We start from the raw sequence: 20,327 nt of genomic DNA, 5'->3' as shown, positions 1-20,327 counted from the left end.
AAATATCATAATATTGAGTTATTATTTTGCAAAAAAGCTTTTATTAGTCATAATTTTGGCATAAAAGTTCAATATACTATTGTTTAATTTTGAAAAGAAAATGCCGTCTGAAAATATAGAAATTTTCAGACGGCATCTCAATGCCTCATTAGATTGTGGGTAAAGATTTAAGCCAAACCTTTTTTCTCCAGATAGCTTTCGTAATCGCCCAAGTAGTGTTCATATCCGCCTTTGCCATCCAATTCAATGATTTGGGTAGCCAGTGAAGATACAAACTGACGGTCGTGCGATACGAAAATCAGCGTGCCGTTGTATTTTTCCAGCGCCATGTTCAAGGATTCGATGCTTTCCATGTCCATGTGGTTGGTCGGTTCGTCCATGACCAAGACATTGGGTTTCAACAGCAACAGTTTGCCGTAAAGCATACGGCCTTTTTCACCGCCGGAGAGAACCTTCACTTTTTTCACGACATCGTTGCTGCCGAAGAGCAAGCGGCCCAAAGTGCCGCGGATGACTTGTTCGTCATCGCCTTCCTGGCCCCATTGACGCATCCATTCAGTCAAATCCATATCAACGTCGAAGTCGTTTTCATGGTCTTGCGGATAGTAGCCGACACTGGCTTTTTCCGCCCATTTGATGGTGCCTTCGTCCGGCAACAGGCCGTCTGAATATTCGGGGTTGTACGCGCCGGCCAAAAGTTTCAGCAAGGTAGATTTACCTGCGCCGTTCGGGCCGATGATGGCGAGGCGTTGGCCTGCTTCAAGGATAAAGTTCAGGTTTTTAAACAACTGGGTTTCAAAACGTTTGGCCAGTTTTTCAACTTCCACAGCCTGACGGTGCAACTTGGCTTTTTCATCGGCTTCAAAACGGATATACGGGTTTTGACGGGTAGAAGGTTTGACTTCGACCATTTCCGATTTGATTTTGTCTGCTTGTTTCAGACGGCTGGTTGCCTGACGGGCTTTGGATTTGTTCGCAGAGAAGCGGGCGACAAACTCTTGCAGCTCTTGCAGTTTCTCTTTGGCTTTGGCGTTGTCTTTCAGGGCGCGCTCACGCGATTGGGCGGAAGCGAGCATATAGTCGTCGTAGTTGCCCGGATAGATGGTGATGGTGTTGTAGTCCAAATCCGCCATGTGGGTGCAGACTTCGTTCAAAAAGTGACGGTCGTGCGAAATAATAATCATGGTGGAATCGTATTGGTTCAACACGCCTTCCAACCAGCGGATGGTATTGATGTCCAAGTTATTGGTCGGTTCGTCCAAGAGCAATACATCAGGTTTGGAGAACAGGGCTTGCGCCAGTAATACACGCAGCTTGAAGCCCGGGGCAACTTCCGCCATGGTCGCATTGTGCAAATCTTCGGAAATACCCACGCCGCTCAACAATTCGGCAGCGCGCGCTTCGGCGGTGTAGCCGTCGTATTCGGCGAACTTGGCTTCCAGTTCGGCGGCTTTCATGTAGTCGTCTTCGGTAGCTTCGGGATTGGCGTAAATCGCATCGCGCTCGGTCATCGCCGCCCACATTTCCGTATGACCCATCATCACCACGTCCAGCACGCGCATGTCTTCGTAGGCAAACTGGTCTTGGCGCAATTTACCCAAACGCACGCCGTTTTCAATCGCGACTTCGCCGGCAGTCTGTTCCAAATCGCCACCGAGGATTTTCATGAAGGTGGATTTGCCTGAGCCGTTGGCGCCGATCAAGCCGTAACGGTTGCCTTCGCCGAATTTGACGGATACGTTTTCAAACAGCGGCTTTGCGCCGAACTGCATGGTGATGCCGTTGGTAGAAATCATTATTCGTAAAACCTTTATAAATAGAATGTTATAATCGGACGCGATTGTAGCATATTTTTGCAAAGACCTCAGGATTGAGGCCATGGCAAATGTGCCCAATACCCGATGCAAGATGAAAACAGGCAACGCTTCACGCAAAAATGCGTTGTAGGCAGCCTTTCAGGCCGTCTGAAACGGAGAAACGATATGGAAACGCACAAAATCTATTACGCCGTGATTATTTTGGTATGCGCCGCCTCCATGCTGCTCAGCCCGTTTTTCTATATCCGCCGCACGCGTTCTGGCACTGAATTGCGGCGCGCGCCCAGACAGTGGAAACCCATACTCTTCGCCAACATCCTCATGATTGCAGCTTTGTTTGTTTGGTGGAAATGGTTTTAAGGAAAAATAAAAAATGAACAAAATTTGGATCAGCACATTACTGCTCGCTTTGACAACTGCGGTTTCTGCCGCGCCTATTTTTGAATGTACCGATTCTGCCGGCCGCAAAGTCTATACCCAAGCCGGCGGCAAAAACTGCAAAGCCAGCAATATCGGCAAACCGTCCGTATATACTTCTGCGCCTGTTTCAACACCGGCAACGCCGACTTCCCCAAGCGAAGCCGAGCAGGCGGAAGAAGCTGTCGCCCCGGTCAATCCGGCTGATGTCGGTGCGGCCAAGCGTGCTTTGGATACCGCCAAGAAAAATTTGGAAGAAGGCAAAAAAGTGCGTTATGGCAATGAACGCAACTATGCCCGCTATCTCGAACGGATCAAGGGTTTGGAAAAAGCCGTCCGCTCGGCTCAGGAAAACTATGACGCAGCACAACGCCAGCCTGCATATCAAGATCCTGTTGCCTATTGATATTTACCACACCAGCAAGGCCGTCTGAAATTTGGTTTTCAGACGGCCTTTTCATCTTTTCAATATAACAAAATCGTCTTTATACCTAACAAAGCATTCTTTCCAGTTTTCAGACGGCCTTGTTAAAGTAAGCGTGTATTAAATTCTGACGGTTGCCATTATGTTGTTACTCAAAACGCCTTCTGTATTGCCAGGTTTCAAACTCAGCCTGGGTTTGACGGTTTTATGCCTGTCGCTTTTGGTGGTTTTGCCGTTTGCCATGATGGCGGCCAAAGCGGCAGAAATCGGCTGGAGCGGATTTTGGAACACGATTACCGAACCCAATGTCTTGGCGGCCGTCTGGCTGAGCTTGCGGATGTCGTTTTATGCAATGTTGACCAATATCGTGTTCGGTACATTGGTTGCTTGGGTATTGGTGCGCTATGAATTTCCGGGCAAAGGGTTGGTAAACGCTTTGGTCGATTTGCCGTTTGCGCTGCCAACAGCGGTAACAGGCATTGCGTTGGCAACCCTATATGCGCCCAATGGCTGGATAGGTCGTTTTTTCGAGCCTTTGGGCATCAAAATCGCCTTTACGCCTACCGGCATCTGGATTGCGCTGATCGTCGTCAGCCTGCCCTTTATCGTCCGCGCCGTGCAGCCGGTATTGGAAGAATTGTCGGGCGAGTATGAAGAAGCGGCGGCAACTTTGGGCGCAAGCCGTTGGACTACGTTCCGCCACGTCCTTTTGCCTGAAATCACACCGGCCCTGTTGACCGGTGCAGGCATGATGTTTGCCCGCTCTACCGGCGAATACGGCTCGGTCATCTTTATCGCAGGCAATATTCCGATGGTGTCTGAAATCCTGCCCTTGATTATTACCGGCAAACTGGAGCAATACGATGCTCAGGGCGCGTCTGCCGTTGCTCTGTTTATGCTGATGATTTCGTTTGTCATCCTGCTGATTTTAAACATTATACAATGGACTTTAAGCCGCCGCGCCGGAGCGAGGGTTTAACAAACAACAGGCCGTCAGAAACATCAAGCAAACATTTTTCAGACGGCCAAAACAGATACAAGAATAAATCGAGACTACCCTACCATGAAAACCCATTCCACCAATCCAAACTTGAGCGAACCGCGTTGGCTGCGCGCATTGCTGACCGCTACCGCCTTGGGCTTTCTGCTGCTGATGCTGGTCGTGCCTTTGGTTGCCGTATTCTATGAAGCCTTAAAAGGCGGTTGGGATTTATACCTGCAATCTCTGACCGATCCCGAAGCATGGTCTGCCATCAAATTAACGCTGATTACCGCGCTGATTGTCGTTCCCGTCAATGCCGTATTGGGCGTGGCGATGGCGTGGCTGCTGACCCGTTTCGACTTCCGCGGTAAGCAGTTGCTGACCACCCTGCTCGATTTGCCGTTTTCCGTATCGCCCGTGGTGGCCGGTTTGATGTTCGTCCTATTGTTCGGTGCGCACACGGCATTGGGCGGCTGGCTCGAAGCGCAAGGCATACAGATTATCTTCGCCATTCCCGGCATTATTTTGGCGACGTTGTTCGTTACCTTCCCCTTTGTTGCGCGCGAAATCATTCCGTTAATGCAGGCGCAGGGCGACAGTGAAGAACAGGCTGCCTTGATACTCGGCGCAAACGGCTGGCAGATGTTTTGGCGCGTTACCCTGCCCAACATTAAATGGGCGCTGCTCTACGGCATCATCCTCACCAACGCCCGCGCGATGGGCGAGTTTGGCGCGGTCAGCGTGGTATCGGGGCACATTCGCGGCGAAACCAACACCATCCCGCTTTTGGTCGAAATCTTCTACAACGAATACAACTTCACCGGCGCATTCGCCCTCTCCGGCGTATTGGCACTTTTAGCCTTGGCCACCTTGCTGGTGCAAAACATCATTACCAAATTACAAGATAAAAAACTCGCCGCCGCCGAAAGGAACGCAGCATGAGCATCACTATTCAAAACTTAAACAAACACTTCGGCAGTTTCCACGCGCTGAAAAACATCAACCTCAACGTCCCCACCGGCAAACTCGTTTCCCTGCTCGGCCCTTCCGGCTGCGGCAAAACCACGCTCCTGCGCATCATCGCCGGACTGGAAAACGCCGATGACGGCAACATCCTCTTTGACGGCCAAGACGTCACCGCCAAGCATGTGCGCGAGCGCAAAGTCGGTTTCGTGTTCCAACACTACGCCCTCTTCCGCCACATGAACGTGTTTGACAACGTCGCCTTCGGTTTGACCGTATTGCCCAAGTCCGAACGTCCGTCCAAAGAACAAATCCGCACCAAAGTCGAAGAATTGCTCAAACTCGTGCAGCTCTCCCACCTCGCCAAATCCTATCCGCACCAGCTCTCCGGCGGCCAACGCCAACGCATCGCCCTCGCCCGCGCCCTTGCGGTCGAACCCAAACTCCTGCTCTTGGACGAACCCTTCGGTGCGCTGGATGCCAAAGTGCGCAAAGAATTGCGTACCTGGCTGCGCGACATTCATCACAACTTAGGCGTAACCAGCATTCTGGTGACGCACGACCAAGAAGAAGCCCTCGAAGTTTCCGATGAAATCGTCGTCATGAACCACGGCCAAATCGAACAAACCGGCAGCGCCGAAGCCATTTACCGCAAACCAGAAAACGCCTTTGTTACCGAGTTCCTCGGCGAAACCGATGCATTTGAAGGACGCATCGAAAAAGGCATTTGGCATTACCACGGTTTCGAATGGAAATTGGACGCACAATACAAATGGCAGGAACAAACCGCCATCGGCTATATCCGCCCGCACGAATGGCAGCTTGCCGCCGAAAACGAAACGCCGATGATTCGTGCCAAAATCGAAAAAATCCACGCCGTCGGGGCATTGACGCATATTCTGGTGAAACACGACAAACAAGACGTGCATATCACGCTGGCAGGCAGCGATGCCGCGCATTACCAAATCGCCGAAGGCAAAGAATTAAATCTGATTCCGAAACAGGTTTATGTCTTTTCTCAAAACGAGCTGATTGAATATTCGATTTGAGACCAAATCATAAGGCCGTCTGAAAATCTGCTTTCAGACGGCCTTTCAGCTTATTTAAACCTGCCAATCAATCGGCTCTAAACCATTTGCCTGCAAATAAGCGTTTGCCTGCGAAAAATGTTTGCAGCCAAAAAAGCCGTGATATGCCGACAAGGGCGAAGGATGCGGCGCGGTCAGCACCAAATGACGGTTGCGGTCGATAAACGCGCCTTTCTTCTGCGCATGGCTGCCCCACAGCATAAAGACCAAATGCTCGCGCTCCTTATCCAATTGTCGGATGACTTCATCGGTAAATGCCTCCCAACCGAAGGTCGCATGAGAATGCGCCACACCGGCACGGACAGTCAACACCGTGTTCAACAGCAACACGCCCTGTTCCGCCCAATGCTGCAAATAGCCGTGTTGCGGAATCTGAAAACCTTCAATATCCGTCGCCAGCTCTTTATAAATATTGACCAGCGACGGCGGCACCGCAATTTCAGGCTGGACGGAAAACGCCAAACCATGCGCCTGCCCCGCGCCGTGATACGGGTCTTGCCCCAAAATCACTACTTTTACATTTCCGAATTCAGTCGTCCGAAAGGCATTGAATACATCACGCTCAGGCGGATAAACGGTTATCCCCGCCTGCCTTTCATGGCGCACCTTCTCCAAAATCGTTTGAAAATACGCCTTTTCTTTTTCCGCACCAATCGCCTCGTGCCAAGTTTGCATTATTTGCCGCTCCGTATTTGAATGGGCTTATTATAAAGGATATGCCGCATAACGATATGGTTTGTTGCCGCCACCGGACTGAAGATTATCGACAGCAACAAGCCTAAAGCGTCATAATAGCATTCTGAATCAGGCCGTCTGAAAACCCAATACGGCTTTTCAGACGGCCTTTTTATATCGTTCGATTTTTATATGAATACACAAACCATCCAAACCTATCTTGTCGGCGGCGCCGTCCGCGACCATCTTTTAGGCCTGCCCGTCAAAGACCGCGATTGGGTAGTCGTCGGTGCAGATGCGCAAACCATGTTGGCTCAAGGCTATCAACCTGTCGGCAAGGATTTTCCCGTCTTTCTCCATCCAGACAGCCATGAAGAATACGCCCTCGCCCGTACCGAGCGCAAAACCGCCAAAGGCTATGCCGGATTCAGTTTTCATGCCGATAAAGACGTTACGCTGGAACAAGACCTGATGCGCCGCGACCTGACCATCAATGCCATGGCTCAGGATTCAGACGGCACGATCATCGATCCCTTTGGCGGACAACAAGACTTGGCGGCCGGTATCCTGCGCCACGTTTCGCCTGCCTTTGCCGAAGACCCCGTGCGGATTTTGCGTATTGCCCGTTTTGCTGCGCGTTATGGTTTTCAAATTGCCGATGAAACCATGTCGCTGATGCGGAAAATGGTAGAAAATGGCGAAGCGGATGCCTTGATTGCCGAACGCGTCTGGCAGGAATTGGCCAAAGGTTTAATGGAGAAAAACCCGCGCAAAATGATTGAAGTTTTGCGCGAATGCGGCGCACTCAAAGTCTTGCTGCCCGAGCTTGACGCCCTTTTCGGCGTACCGCAACGCGCCGACTATCATCCCGAAATCGACAGCGGTATCCATACGCTGATGGTTGTACAACGGGCCGCCGAAATGAATCTGTCCCTCGCCGAACGCTATGCCGCCCTATTACACGACTTGGGCAAGGCAAAAACACCGGCCGATATCCTGCCGAAACACTACGAACACGACATCAACGGCGTCGAACCCGTCCGCGAAGTCAATCAACGCCTGCGCGCGCCCAAACACTGCGCCGAGCTTGCCGAACTCGTCTGCCGCTGGCACATCATGTTCCACCAAGTCGGGCAGTTCAAAAGCAAAACCATTTTGAATGTTTTGAAAAAAACCGACGCATTCCGCCGCCCCGAACGTTTTCAGACGGCCTTAAACGTCTGCGTGGCCGACAAACAAGGCCGTCTGAATCTTGAAGATACCCCCTATCCGCAACGCGAACACTGGCTGGCTTTACTTGAGGCCGCCAGCAAAGTAGATGCAGGCAAAATTGCCGCCGAGTGCCGCGCGCAAGGAAAAGCGCACCTTATCGCCGAACAAATTGATCATGCCCGCTTAGCGCAAATTACACCGCTGCAAAAAGCGTATCAGGCTGAAAAAATAGGAAGCTATTGATGGTATCTTCGCGTTATAAAATCAAACAAACACCAAGTAAAATTACCTTGTTAGCAAAAATTATACGAAACCGACTCAAACTTCTATTAACTTGTAGAGACCTTGTAATCTTACTATTGATATTGGCAAACATTCCAAATTTAAACTTTGAATCAGCATTTAATATCATACTCCTTATATTTTTGGGTCTGCTTTTTTGCCAAGGTGTTTATGACTTACTGTGGCAACTTTTTGGACAAGAACATATTCATGTTCATGTTCAAAATGGGATACTTTCACATCAATTCACGCTATTTGGATTGGGAAAAGGTAAAAAATTTTCACTCGTAGAAATATCGCAATGGCAGCCACATGAGAACTATGCAAATACAGAAAACACTAAAATCACACTACGTAATTATTTGAGCCAGAGAAGAAATAAATCCACCATCTCCAGCCCCTTACGAAAACCAAATAGCAAACAAGGTGCATGGTCATTTGTTTATCATGGAGAAACCATACACATCGGTGAATTTTTTTATAGCGAAGACTACCAAGCAATTAACTCGAAATTAAACAGCTTAATGCCAAAAAAAGCCAAAACAGAGACACTTTTCAAACCAGAAAACGACCTTTAAAACAATCACCACAATATCCGCTATAATCCTCATCTTGACCATCTTATTTCAACAATAAAAATCATGACCATCCAGACCGATTTACTTCACAAAAAAATCAGCAATGAAGATTATCAACGCCTCATTGTCAAACACAGCGAATCTTTCAGCGACGGCGAAATCCGCCTATTGAATGAGATTTTGGAGAAATTTGAATTCGATGTCGTACAGGAACAAGCATTGGCGCAAGCGGTGATGCAGCAGGTGCGCTTTGACCCCAACGCCTACCATATCGACAGCGACGACGAAGACACCACAGGCATCTGCCCCCACTGCATCAATCCGCCCATGCCGCCCCTGCGCGATTATCTGGTTTGGCGCGAAACACGCGGCTAAAAATTTTCCTAATCGATTTTGATAAGTTACTAACCATTCGCTATCGAATAAGGCCGTCTGAACAGGTGTCATCGTTACATCTGTTCAGACGGCCTTTTGTAAATAAATGTTCACAATTAGGATAAATCAGTATAATCTGCGCCGTTTGAATTTTCTTCGGAGCTTTTATGAATCAGCTTAAAACGGCGGTAGCCGGTGCGCAGATTTTGTTTGTCGCATTCGGTGCTATGGTGCTTGTGCCGCTTCTGACGGGACTGAACCCGGCTTTGGCGTTATTGGGTGCAGGCTTGGGCACTTTGTTGTTCCAATTGGTTACCAAACGTAAAGTGCCGATTTTCCTCGGCTCTTCTTTTGCCTTTATTGCACCGATTATCTACTCCATCGGCGAATGGGGCCTGCCTTCTACCATGTTCGGCCTGTTTGCGGCCGGCTTCATGTACTTCGTCTTTGCCGCGCTGATTAGATGGCGCGGTCTGGATGCGGTACACAAGCTGTTGCCACCCGTGGTTATCGGCCCGGTGATTATGGTAATCGGCTTGTCCGTGGCCGCCGCAGCCAGCAGCATGGCAATGGGTCAATCAGGCGGCAAGCAGATCATCGACTATATCGATTCGCTGATTCTGTCCGGCTTTACCTTTGCGGTAACCGTCATCGTTTCTGTCTTCGGCAGCAAAATGATGAAGCTGATTCCGATTCTGATCGGCGTGGCTTCCGGCTATGTGTTGGCTTTAATCATGGGCTTGGTCGATACCGGCGCCATCATCAACGCTCCTTGGTTTGCCGTCCCTCATTTTGAAACGCCTCAAGTCAACTGGCAGGCTGCCTTGTTTATGCTGCCCGTTGCTATCGCCCCAGCCATCGAACACATCGGCGGCATCATGGCCATCGGCAATGTAACTGGCAAAAACTACACCAAAGACCCGGGCTTAGATAAAACCCTCGCCGGCGACGGCTTGGGCGTATGCGTGGCCGGTTTGATCGGCGGCCCTCCTGTAACCACTTACGGCGAAGTAACCGGCGCGGTGATGATTACCAAAAACAGCAACCCCGTCATCATGACTTGGGCGGCAATTTTTGCGATTTGCATGGCGTTTTTCGGTAAATTCAACGCGTTTTTGGCTTCGATCCCCATGCCGGTTATGGGCGGTATTATGTTGCTGCTGTTCGGTACTATCGCTTCTTTGGGCATCAAAACATTGATTGATGCGAAAGTCGATTTGATGCAGCCGAAAAACCTGGTTATCGTCAGCTCCGTATTGACGACTGGCATCGGCGGCATGATTATCAAAGTAGGTACTTTGAGCTTCGCCGGTGTAGGTTTATGCGCCGTATTGGCCATTATCCTGAACTGTGTTTTGCCCAATACAAAATCAGAAGAAGCATAAATAGTTTGCTCATAAACTCAAAGGCCGTCTGAAAATGAGATTTCAGACGGCCTTTTGATCATTACGCTTTATACAATGAAAAATGCCGGAGACTCAATCATCTCCGGCATTTTTGAATAAGGTGGCGAGCCGAACCCCCGGCACTGGCTCATCAGAGTGGGCTGCTGGCTTCCGCCCCTGACCCGGTGTTCCGAATTACCATGCGGGGAGACCCGCCATAGAAGAAACGCATTATAGCGGTTTTACAGAAAAACTCAAGCGATAAAATCTGTCAGGCCGTCTGAAAACCAGTTACACGTCAAGATTGTAAACAATATGTTTCAATTAGAAATCATTCCCATTGAAATGTTTATTGTCTTTTGCATTGAAAAATATCGAAAATTACACTACATTAACACTTCATGCCATCAAGAAGAAATCGTATTTTTCAGACGGCCTTTAATATAAAAACATTATACCTATCAACGGAACTCAACCATGACCACGACTACCGCCCCGCAGCGTATTCGGGAAATTCCCTACAACTATACTTCCTACACCGACCGCGAAATCATCATCCGACTTTTAGGCAACGAAGCATGGCAAATTTTACAAGACCTGCGAGGCCAACGTAAAACAGGACGTTCGGCGCGGATGTTGTTTGAAGTGTTGGGTGATATTTGGGTGGTCGTGCGCAATCCGTATCTGGTCGATGATTTGCTGGAGCACCCGAAACGCCGCGCCGCGCTGGTGCGGGAAATGCGCCACCGGTTGAACGAAATCCGCAAACGCCGCGACGACAATCCGCAAGTCGATGTCTTGGTGGCGGAGGCGGAAAAGGCGGTCGAGCGTTTTGACGGCAGCTTTGACGAAACGCGCCAAAAGCGGCGGCAGATTTTGGAACGTTTGAGCAAAATCACCAAGCCGCACAATATTATGTTTGACGGATTGGCTCGCGTAACGCACGTTACCGATGCGACCGACTGGCGCGTGGAGTATCCGTTTGTCGTCGTCAATCCTGATACCGAGGCAGAAATTGCGCCTTTGGTGCGCGCCTTAATCGAGCTGGATTTGGTCATTATCCCGCGCGGCGGCGGCACGGGTTATACCGGCGGCGCCGTACCTCTGGATGCAAACAGCGCGGTCATCAATACGGAAAAACTGGACAAGCATCGCGGCGTGGAATTTGTCGAACTAGCGGGTTTAAACGGCAAACATCCGATTATCCATTGCGGCGCGGGCGTGGTAACGCGGCGGGTGGAAGAAACCGCGCATCAGGCGGGTTTGGTGTTCGCCGTCGATCCGACTTCGGCCGATGCGTCCTGCGTGGGCGGCAATGTGGCGATGAACGCGGGCGGCAAAAAAGCCGTGCTGTGGGGGACGGCGCTGGACAACCTTGCCTACTGGCAGATGGTCAACCCGCAGGGCGAATGGCTGCGCATCGAGCGCGTGCGCCACAATTTTGGCAAAATCCACGACGAAGAAACTGCCGTATTCGACGTGCACACGTTAGATTCAGACGGCCTCAATATCGTTAAAACCGAACGCTTGGAAATCCCCGGCCACAAATTCCGTAAAGTCGGTTTGGGCAAAGACGTTACCGACAAATTCTTGAGCGGCCTGCCCGGCGTGCAGAAAGAAGGCACGGACGGCATCATCACCAGCGTCGCCTTCGTGTTGCATAAAATGCCGAAATACACGCGCACCGTGTGTATGGAGTTTTTCGGCACGGTCGCCACCGCTACACCTTCTATCGTTGAAATCCGCGATTTCCTGCTCGCCCACGACAGCGTGCGGCTGGCGGGTTTGGAGCATCTGGACTGGCGTTATGTCCGCGCCGTCGGTTACGCCACCAAAGCGGCGGGCAAAGGGCGGCCGAAAATGGTCTTGCTGGCGGACGTGGTTTCAGACGACGAAGCCGCCGTAGAGGCAGCCGCCGAACACATCTGCGAACTTGCCCGCGCCCGCGACGGCGAAGGCTTTATCGCCGTGTCGCCCGAAGCGCGCAAAACCTTCTGGCTCGACCGCAGCCGCACCGCCGCCATCGCCAAACACACCAACGCCTTTAAAATCAACGAAGACGTGGTGATTCCGCTGGAGCTGCTGGGCGAGTATTCGGACGGTATCGAACGCATCAACATCGAGCTTTCCATCCAAAACAAACTCACCCTGTGCGCCGCATTGGAGCAATATCTTTCCGGCAAACTCCCCATCGACAAGATGGGTACGGACCTGCCGACCGCCGAACTTTTGGGCGAACGCGGCAAACACGCCCTTGCCCACGTTTCCGCTGTCAAAGAACGTTGGGACTGGTTGCTCGCCCATCTGGACACGCCGCTTGCCGACTACAAAGCCCGCTACGGCGCAACCGTCCATGCCGCGCCCGAAGCCAAAGACGACGAGAGCTGTTTCACCGCATTCCGCGACTTCCGCCTGCGCGTGTCCGTCAAAGAAGACGTAATGAAACCGCTCGCCGAAATCTTCAGCGGCAAAACCGACACCAAAATCATCGAAGGCTTGGGCAAGATCCACGCCAAAACCGTGCGCGGGCGTGTCTTCGTCGCCCTGCACATGCACGCCGGCGACGGCAACGTCCACACCAACATCCCCGTCAATTCAGACGACGCCCAAATGCTTCAGACGGCCTACCGTTCGGTCGAACGCATTATGAAGCTCGCCCGCTCGCTCGGCGGCGTGATTTCCGGCGAACACGGCATCGGCATCACCAAGCTCGAATTTCTGACCGATGAGGATTTGCAGCCGTTTTGGAACTACAAAAACCAAGTCGACCCCAAACACACCTTCAACCGTCACAAACTGATGAAAGGTTCGGACTTACGCAACGCCTACACGCCGTCTTTCGAGCTGTTGGGCGCGGAATCGCTGATTATGGAGAAATCAGACCTCGGCACCATCGCCGATTCCGTCAAAGACTGCCTGCGCTGCGGCAAATGCAAACCCGTCTGCTCCACCCACGTTCCGCGTGCCAACCTGCTGTACAGCCCGCGCAACAAAATCCTCGGCGTGGGGCTCTTGACCGAAGCCTTCTTATACGAAGAGCAAACCCGCCGCGGCGTTTCCATCAAACACTTTGAAGAACTCATGGACATCGGCGACCACTGCACCGTGTGCCACCGCTGTGTCAAACCCTGCCCCGTCAACATCGACTTCGGCGACGTAACCGTAGCCATCCGCAATTACCTTGCCGATTCCGGCCACAAACGCTTCTCACCCGCCGCATCGATGGGCATGGCATTTTTGAACGCCACCGGTCCCAAAACCATCAAAGCCCTGCGCGCCGCCATGATACAGACCGGTTTCCCCGCGCAGAACTTTGCCTACAAAATCGGCAAGCTTCTTCCGATCGGCACTAAAAAGCAAAAAGCCGAACCCAAAGCCACCATCGGTACCGCCTCAATCAAAGAACAGGTTATCCATTTCATCAACCGCCCTTTGCCCAAAAGCGTACCTGCCAAAACTCCGCGCTCCATGCTGGGCATAGAAGATGACAAGAGCATCCCCATCATCCGCAATCCAGCTGCGCCGGAAGATGCCGAAGCCGTGTTCTACTTCCCAGGTTGCGGCTCTGAGCGCCTGTTCAGCCAAATCGGACTCGCCGTCCAAGCCATGCTTTGGCATGTCGGTGTACAAACCGTCCTGCCGCCGGGCTATATGTGTTGCGGCTATCCGCAGGATGCGGGTGGTAACAAGGCAAAAGCCGAGCAGATGAGCACCAACAACCGCGTCGCCTTCCACCGCATGGCGAACACCCTCAACTACCTCGACATCAAAACTGTCGTCGTCAGTTGCGGCACCTGCTACGACCAGCTCGAAAAATACCGCTTCGAAGAAATCTTCCCCGGCTGCCGCATCATCGACATCCACGAATACCTGCTCGAAAAAGGTGTGAAACTGAACGGCGTGAAAGGTCAGCAATACCTCTACCACGACCCCTGTCACACGCCCATCAAAACCATGAACGCCACCCAAATGGCAAGCAGCCTCATGGGGCAGAAAATCGTCTTAAGCGACCGCTGCTGCGGCGAATCCGGCATGTTCGCCGTCAAACGACCCGACATCGCCACCCAAGTCAAATTCCGCAAACAGGAAGAAATCGAGAAAAACCTCAAAGAGCTGCCGCAGGGCGAACCCGTCAAAATGCTCACCTCCTGCCCCGCCTGCCTGCAAGGCTTGAGCCGCTACGCCGACGATAACGATATGCCCGCCGACTATATCGTCATCGAAATGGCGAAACACATCCTCGGCGAAAACTGGCTGGACGAGTTTGTAAAAAAAGCCAATAACGGTGGCGTGGAGAAAGTGTTGCTTTAAACTTTGTGCTGCAATAAAGGCCGTCTGAAATTCATTTTCAGACGGCCTCTTATTTAATAGAAATAAGCTAATGAAATTAATTACTATCAGTCATTCAACACCAGTAATATTCAATAAAAAATAAAACCTGAAGCTTTTATCCCCCAGGTTTTATTTTCAAGTCTTATGCTTTTTCTTGCTGACGTTTTCTTTCTGCCATCATCTCATGCAATGTTTGCTTGGCAGGTTTCATCGGAACATGGTTATTGGTCCAGCTTAACTGCTTGCTTGGCGTCAATGCACGGAATTTGGTAGCAGCCCAGCCGAATGCTCGATAAGTTTTACTGCCACTGAAAATACCGTTAAACGTACGCCATGCCATTTGTTCGCCGAAAGTATGCGATGCACCTTGACCACGGATAGGATGTGGAACGGTTTCTGTTGGCGAACGTTGTGCTTCAACGCGCAGACGTTGCATTTGTTCGGTAATCGGAATGCGTACCGGGCAAACTTCGACACAGGCGCCGCACATGGTACACGCAGTCGGCAGATCGCGTGTCGCATCCAAGCCCAACAAATGCGGAGAGATAATCTCGCCAATCGGGCCGGGATAGGTTGTGCCATATGCCGCGCCACCGATACGGGTATAAACCGGACAGTGGTTCATACACGCTCCGCAACGGATACATTGCAAGGTGCGACGCATTTGGTCTTCGGCATAGGCTTGGCTACGGCCGTTGTCGAGCAGAACCAAGTGCATTTCTTGAGGACCGTCCAGTTCTTCGCTGCGGCGAGGTCCGGTAATCATATTGAAATAAGTGGTAATGTTCTGACCAATGGCGGAGCGTGGCAACAGGCTATACAAAGGCGGTACATCCGACAGCTTCGCAACCACTTTTTCAATACCGGTAATGGCGATGTGCACGGGCGGCACGGTGGTACTCAAGCGGCCGTTGCCTTCGTTTTCGACCAGACACAAAGTACCTGTTTCCGCGACGGCAAAGTTCACACCGCTCAAACCGACATCGGCAGTGCTGTAAATATCGCGCAGTGCTTTACGGGCAAAGCCGGTCAGCTGGTCTACGTCGTCAGTTAACGGCGTGCCGAGGTTTTGATGGAAAAGTTCGCTCACCTGCTCTTTGGTCTTGTGAATGGCAGGCATCACGATATGGGTTGGTTTCTCGCCGGCCATTTGTACGATAAACTCGCCCAAGTCGCTTTCAATCGCTTTGATGCCCCGATCTTGCAGATAATGGTTCAGCTCGATTTCTTCGCTGACCATAGATTTGCCTTTTACCATCAGCTTGCCGTTTTTATCGGTAATGATGTTATGAATGATTTGGCAGGCTTCGGCCGGTGTTTCCGCCCAGTGGACTTTAACGCCCAACTTGGTCAGGTTTGCTTCTAATTGTTCCAATAATGCAGGCAATTTGGACAACGAACGTTGACGGACGTGTTCACACAAATCCCGCAGGCTTTGCAGCTCTTCTTCATCTGTCAAAACGGCTTTACGCTTGGTCATCAGCATATCCATCGCCGTACGCAAGCTTTTACGCAAAGGCTTGTCTTGCAAAGAAATCGCAGCGTTTTGCTTGAACGTTTCCGGCTTCATATGGAATTTAATGGTTTGGGAACTCATGCTTTTTCCTCCAAATCGGCAGGGGAAATATGATCAGGCAGGACGGCCAAAACCACCAAATCACGCGGGCCGTGTGCACCATAGGCCAAAGTCAATTGAATATCGGCAGTCTTAGACGGGCCGGAAATCAAAATAACGTTGGTAGGCATACCTTTTTCTACCAGTTTTTCGCCTTCAACAGCATTATGGAATTCGTTGTACATTTTGCTGGTGTCAAACAGGCAGAAATGCACAGGCGGAACCAAACTCAAACTGCGTGGCTCCAGAGGACTAGACTCCAGCATAATCGTGCCGGTACGGGCAATACCGCATTTAGAGCCGCTAAATCCGGCCTCAATATCGGCAAAGAATTCGTTTTTCCAGTCGTCGATTTTTCGCTCAAAACCGCGCGGTTCGATATCGGTATCGGCCAAAGCTGCACGAGCCAGCTGGCCGTGTTCTGTTTCCAATGGCAGCAGAATGTTTTTCAAGCCTTTGCCTTCGGCTGCTTGACGGAATACTTGCGGCCAATTGGTTTTGGTAACCCAATAGATTTCCGTTTTGACGGCACGCATGGCAGCCGCCCAATGTTTCAAGCGTTCGACATCGTTAGCCCAAGAAACACCCATTTCACGGTAATAATCGAAAACCGGCGGCTCTTCCATCGGTAAGGCATCGGCTTTTTTCAATTTCGCCAAAATATTTTCGCGCGCGCTCATGCTTTACCTCCGGTGCGTTCCAACAGGAAAGATGCAATATGTTTCGGACGTGGCATATTAGGTTCGTCTTTGGCAATTTTGCCGCCGATATTCATCATGCAGCCGCAGTCCGCGCTAATGATTTCAGTTGCGCCGGTTTCTTTCAGGGCTGCGACTTTGTCGGTTACCATCGCGCCGGAAATATCGGCTTGTTTGACAGAGAATGTACCGCCAAAACCGCAACACTCGCTTTCATGATCATGAACGATACGCTCGACATTTTCCATGCCGTCAATCAGCTGCCAGCCTGACAAATGGACATTCATCTCACGACGTGCCGCGCAAGAAGTATGGACGGCCACTTTAACCGGCTCGCCTTTATCTTCAGGCTTGTAGCCGATGGCCAGCAGGAAGTGGGTAAATTCAATGATACGGTTGGCGCAATCAATGGCTTTTTGTTCGTACTCGGTGCCTTTGAACAAAGTCGGCCAGTGGTGTTTCATCATGCCGCCGCAAGAACCGGACGGTACGACAATCGGCCAATTTTCCGGGAATAAATCCAATTGGGCTTTGGCCACATCAAAAGCTTCTTTCGGATGGCCGGACGAATAGGCAGGTTGGCCGCAGCAGCTTTGCTCCATTGGATAGTGGACGCGGATGCCTTGTTGCTCGATTAAGGTGATGGCATCCATACCCGCTTCCGGCATAAAGATATCAAGAACGCAAGTACCGAAGAAATAAATATCGGTCGGCTTGCTGTCGTATACAGTGATTTGTGGTGGTTTGATTGCGCTCATTTTTTTGGAACGGGACAACCCGTTTTCTTGTGTAAAAATTAAGATGGGTACTTTAAGTAATTGCTTGTAACGGGTCAAGTCTAATTTTAAAAAATAATATTAAACAAGCATGACAAATCAGACAAACACCTTTCCCTTATTAACTTGATAATCTACATAATAACCACTATCAATAAGATAAATCATGGATTCATTCAATAATAAACAAGCATCTTCTTGAGTTTCTTCTTTGCAATAAGATACCCTACCAACCATACAATCTTGATTTACATCAGAAGTCATGAAAATAATCGATATTTCCCAAATTTCGAGAAGACAGATGACCCTCTATGCCGTGCTTATGTTTCAGACGGCCATATGAGAAAAAAGGATATCTAAGGCAATAAAAATAAAAGTTTTTCTTAAAAGTTCAGGCCGTCTGAAACATGACTGCGGCTAAAGGCCATATTCTTTTTATTCAACCTTACTTTCAATCAAAATCAAACACTTGAAAAATCCTGTTCAATAACCTTGAAAACCCTAGGCACACTCAAGCACTTCCAGTATCATTGAGGCAGTTTCTTGACGCAAAATTACAGTCTTGGCCGCCCACGATCGGCATGGATTTGCAAAAGAAGTGAAACCAAGCTTCAAAACAATTTCACCTTAACTTCGGAGTAGGTATTATGTTGACCCAGACTCAACAGGTTGATTTGACCTTGCATCACCTTAAAGAACGCACCCTATCGATTTATACCCCCGAACAGCGTGCAAGTATCGAGACATCTGAAGACTGGAAACAGTTTGACAGACGACTTGAGGAACACTTCCCAAAACTGATGCACGAGCTGGACAATGTTTACAACAACAACGAAGCCGTCCTCCCCATGCTGGAGCAACTGATTGCCCAAGCATGGCAAAGCTATTCCCAACGCAACTCATCCTTAAAAGATATCGATATCGCGCGCGAAAACGATCCTGACTGGATTTTGTCCAACAAACAGGTTGGCGGCGTGTGCTACGTCGATTTGTTCGCAGGCGATCTGCAAGGCTTGAAAGCCAAAATCCCTTATTTCCAAGAATTGGGCCTGACCTATCTGCACCTGATGCCCCTGTTTAAATGTCCTGAAGGCAAAAGCGACGGCGGCTATGCAGTCAGCAGCTACCGCGATGTCAATCCGGCTTTGGGCACAATAGACGACTTGCGCGATGTCATTGCCGCACTGCACGAAGCAGGTATTTCCGCCGTTGTCGATTTCATCTTTAACCACACTTCCAATGAACACGAATGGGCAAAACGCTGCGCCGCCGGCGATCCGCTCTATGACAATTTCTACTACATTTTCCCTGACCGTTGGATGCCCGACCAATACGACCGCACCCTGCGTGAAATCTTCCCCGACCAACACCCGGGCGGCTTTTCCCAACTGGAAGACGGACGCTGGGTATGGACAACGTTCAATTCCTTCCAATGGGACTTGAATTACAGCAACCCATGGGTGTTCCGCGCTATGGCAGGCGAAATGATGTTCCTTGCCAACTTGGGCATTGATATTCTGCGCATGGATGCCGTTGCCTTTATTTGGAAACAAATGGGCACAAGCTGCGAAAACCTGCCGCAAGCCCATGCCTTAATTCGCGCGTTTAACTCTGTGATGCGTATTGCCGCCCCGGCCGTGTTCTTCAAATCCGAAGCCATCGTCCACCCCGACCAAGTTGTCCAATACATCAGCCAAGACGAATGCCAAATCGGTTACAACCCGCTGCAAATGGCATTGTTGTGGAACACGCTTGCCACGCGCGAAGTCAACCTGCTCCATCAGGCACTGACCTACCGCCACAACCTGCCCGACCACACTGCATGGGTCAACTACGTCCGCAGCCATGACGACATCGGCTGGACATTTGCCGATGAGGACGCATGGCAGTTCGGCATCCACGGCTACGACCACCGACAATTCCTCAACCGCTTCTTCGTCAACCATTTTGACGGCAGCTTCGCGCGCGGTGTACCGTTCCAATACAACCCAAACACAGGCGACTGCCGTGTCAGCGGTACAGCCGCAGCATTGGTCGGTTTGGCTCAAAATGACCCATATGCCGTTGACCGCATCAAACTTTTGTACAGCATCGCCCTGAGTACCGGCGGTCTGCCGCTGATTTACTTGGGTGACGAAGTGGGTACGCTCAATGATGACGACTGGTCGCAAGACAGCAATAAGAGCGACGACAGCCGCTGGGCACACCGTCCTCGTTATAATGAAGAGTTGTACAACCAACGCCATGACAGCTCGACCACTGCCGGTCAAATCTTCCAAGGTTTGCGCCATATGATTGCCATCCGCCAAAGCAATCCGCGCTTTGACGGTGGCAAGTTGGTTACCTTCAATACCAACAACAAACATATCATCGGCTATATGCGCAACAACGCACTATTGGCATTCGGCAACTTCAGCGAACATCCGCAAACCATCAGTGCGCATACGCTGCAAGCCATGCCGTTTAAAGCGCACGATTTGATCAGCGGTCAAACCGTTTCCCTGAATCAGGATTTGGTACTGCAACCCTATCAAGTCATGTGGCTTGAAATTGCATAAGCCGAAATTTTGATACACCACTCAAGGCCGTCTGAACAAATCAGCGTTCAGACGGCCTTTTAAGAAATAAGATGTATTTTGTATTTTGGGCAGTTTCGCTTAGAATGCATGCTTTAATACCAGATGACACACTAAAAAATCAGGAGTAAA

Annotated in this window: 17 protein-coding genes and 1 other RNA gene; 11 read left to right on the top strand and 7 right to left on the bottom strand. The window is 50.5% G+C overall.

The genetic code is table 11. The features are described 5' to 3' along the window. Positions 1-167: 167 nt before the first annotated feature. Positions 168-1,796 (bottom strand): ABC-F family ATPase, encoded by a 1,629-nt coding sequence (locus ACTHRY_RS06650; RefSeq protein ID WP_049323238.1) that lies wholly within the window; start codon positions 1,794-1,796, stop codon positions 168-170. 186 nt (positions 1,797-1,982) lie between these two features. On the opposite strand from ACTHRY_RS06650, the gene ACTHRY_RS06645 reads away from it, so the two are divergent. The 5 genes from ACTHRY_RS06645 to ACTHRY_RS06625 all read left to right on the top strand — a co-directional run bounded on the left by ACTHRY_RS06645 (position 1,983) and on the right by ACTHRY_RS06625 (position 5,652). Next, positions 1,983-2,177, top strand: a complete 195-nt coding sequence (locus ACTHRY_RS06645) for a hypothetical protein (RefSeq protein ID WP_049323277.1) — start codon at positions 1,983-1,985, stop codon at positions 2,175-2,177. Positions 2,178-2,190: 13 nt separating this feature from the next. Continuing rightward, the gene (locus ACTHRY_RS06640) at positions 2,191-2,640 is read left to right on the top strand and encodes a DUF4124 domain-containing protein (RefSeq protein WP_049323237.1); all 450 of its coding nucleotides are present in this window, start codon (positions 2,191-2,193) and stop codon (positions 2,638-2,640) included. Positions 2,641-2,800: 160 nt separating this feature from the next. Next, positions 2,801-3,637 carry a sulfate ABC transporter permease subunit CysT gene (gene cysT, locus ACTHRY_RS06635; protein ID WP_440374121.1) on the top strand — a complete coding sequence of 279 codons (837 nt, stop codon included), beginning with the start codon at positions 2,801-2,803 and terminating at the stop codon, positions 3,635-3,637. A gap of 84 nt (positions 3,638-3,721) precedes the next feature. Further along, positions 3,722-4,582: a sulfate ABC transporter permease subunit CysW gene (gene cysW / locus ACTHRY_RS06630; protein ID WP_049323234.1), complete on the top strand. Its 861-nt coding sequence runs from the start codon at positions 3,722-3,724 to the stop codon at positions 4,580-4,582. Further along, positions 4,579-5,652: a sulfate/molybdate ABC transporter ATP-binding protein gene (locus ACTHRY_RS06625; protein WP_049323233.1), complete on the top strand. Its 1,074-nt coding sequence runs from the start codon at positions 4,579-4,581 to the stop codon at positions 5,650-5,652. Before cysW ends, ACTHRY_RS06625 begins: the two co-directional genes overlap by 4 nt. Positions 5,653-5,706: 54 nt before the next feature. Here ACTHRY_RS06625 and ung read toward each other — a convergent pair whose 3' ends face one another. Next, positions 5,707-6,366 carry a uracil-DNA glycosylase gene (ung, locus tag ACTHRY_RS06620; protein ID WP_440374120.1) on the bottom strand — a complete coding sequence of 220 codons (660 nt, stop codon included), beginning with the start codon at positions 6,364-6,366 and terminating at the stop codon, positions 5,707-5,709. 207 nt (positions 6,367-6,573) lie between these two features. Between ung and ACTHRY_RS06615 the strand changes: the two genes are divergently transcribed. From ACTHRY_RS06615 to ACTHRY_RS06600, 4 genes are all read left to right on the top strand, one after another. Next, the gene (locus tag ACTHRY_RS06615) at positions 6,574-7,821 is read left to right on the top strand and encodes a multifunctional CCA addition/repair protein (protein WP_049323276.1); all 1,248 of its coding nucleotides are present in this window, start codon (positions 6,574-6,576) and stop codon (positions 7,819-7,821) included. After that, entirely contained in the window at positions 7,821-8,438 is a 618-nt protein-coding gene (locus ACTHRY_RS06610; RefSeq protein WP_049323231.1) for a hypothetical protein, read from the top strand. Before ACTHRY_RS06615 ends, ACTHRY_RS06610 begins: the two co-directional genes overlap by 1 nt. A gap of 63 nt (positions 8,439-8,501) precedes the next feature. Further along, the gene (locus ACTHRY_RS06605; protein ID WP_049323230.1) at positions 8,502-8,813 is read left to right on the top strand and encodes a hypothetical protein; all 312 of its coding nucleotides are present in this window, start codon (positions 8,502-8,504) and stop codon (positions 8,811-8,813) included. Between the two features lie 167 nt (positions 8,814-8,980). Beyond that, complete coding sequence (locus ACTHRY_RS06600; RefSeq protein ID WP_049323229.1) at positions 8,981-10,198, top strand: uracil-xanthine permease family protein; 1,218 nt, start codon at positions 8,981-8,983, stop codon at positions 10,196-10,198. A gap of 120 nt (positions 10,199-10,318) precedes the next feature. Here ACTHRY_RS06600 and ffs read toward each other — a convergent pair. Continuing rightward, an RNA gene (gene ffs / locus ACTHRY_RS06595) (signal recognition particle sRNA small type) lies at positions 10,319-10,415 on the bottom strand. A 260-nt stretch (positions 10,416-10,675) separates the two neighbouring features. On the opposite strand from ffs, the gene ACTHRY_RS06590 reads away from it, so the two are divergent. Then, positions 10,676-14,509 (top strand): FAD/FMN-binding oxidoreductase, encoded by a 3,834-nt coding sequence (locus ACTHRY_RS06590; RefSeq protein WP_049323228.1) that lies wholly within the window; start codon positions 10,676-10,678, stop codon positions 14,507-14,509. A gap of 163 nt (positions 14,510-14,672) precedes the next feature. Here ACTHRY_RS06590 and ACTHRY_RS06585 read toward each other — a convergent pair whose 3' ends face one another. The 4 genes from ACTHRY_RS06585 to ACTHRY_RS06570 form a co-directional block, all read right to left on the bottom strand. Continuing rightward, positions 14,673-16,127: a LutB/LldF family L-lactate oxidation iron-sulfur protein gene (locus tag ACTHRY_RS06585; RefSeq protein WP_049359076.1), complete on the bottom strand. Its 1,455-nt coding sequence runs from the start codon at positions 16,125-16,127 to the stop codon at positions 14,673-14,675. After that, the gene (locus ACTHRY_RS06580; RefSeq protein WP_049323226.1) at positions 16,124-16,825 is read right to left on the bottom strand and encodes a LutC/YkgG family protein; all 702 of its coding nucleotides are present in this window, start codon (positions 16,823-16,825) and stop codon (positions 16,124-16,126) included. The genes ACTHRY_RS06585 and ACTHRY_RS06580 overlap by 4 nt, the downstream gene beginning before the upstream one ends. Next, the gene (locus ACTHRY_RS06575; RefSeq protein ID WP_188213991.1) at positions 16,822-17,601 is read right to left on the bottom strand and encodes a (Fe-S)-binding protein; all 780 of its coding nucleotides are present in this window, start codon (positions 17,599-17,601) and stop codon (positions 16,822-16,824) included. The genes ACTHRY_RS06580 and ACTHRY_RS06575 overlap by 4 nt, the downstream gene beginning before the upstream one ends. A 117-nt stretch (positions 17,602-17,718) precedes the next feature. Next, positions 17,719-17,883, bottom strand: coding sequence for a hypothetical protein (locus ACTHRY_RS06570; RefSeq protein ID WP_440374119.1), 165 nt, complete (start codon positions 17,881-17,883; stop codon positions 17,719-17,721). Between the two features lie 383 nt (positions 17,884-18,266). Here ACTHRY_RS06570 and ACTHRY_RS06565 point away from each other — a divergent pair, with 383 nt between their 5' ends. Continuing rightward, positions 18,267-20,177, top strand: a complete 1,911-nt coding sequence (locus tag ACTHRY_RS06565) for an alpha-amylase family protein (protein WP_440374118.1) — start codon at positions 18,267-18,269, stop codon at positions 20,175-20,177. Positions 20,178-20,327 lie beyond the last annotated feature (150 nt).

Origin of the sequence: Neisseria sp. P0004.S004, from assembly GCF_051963335.1 — a bacterium.
GTDB lineage: Bacteria > Pseudomonadota > Gammaproteobacteria > Burkholderiales > Neisseriaceae > Neisseria.
The sequence above is the reverse complement of the archived record's forward strand: the minus strand, read 5'-3'. Positions and strand labels throughout refer to the sequence as shown.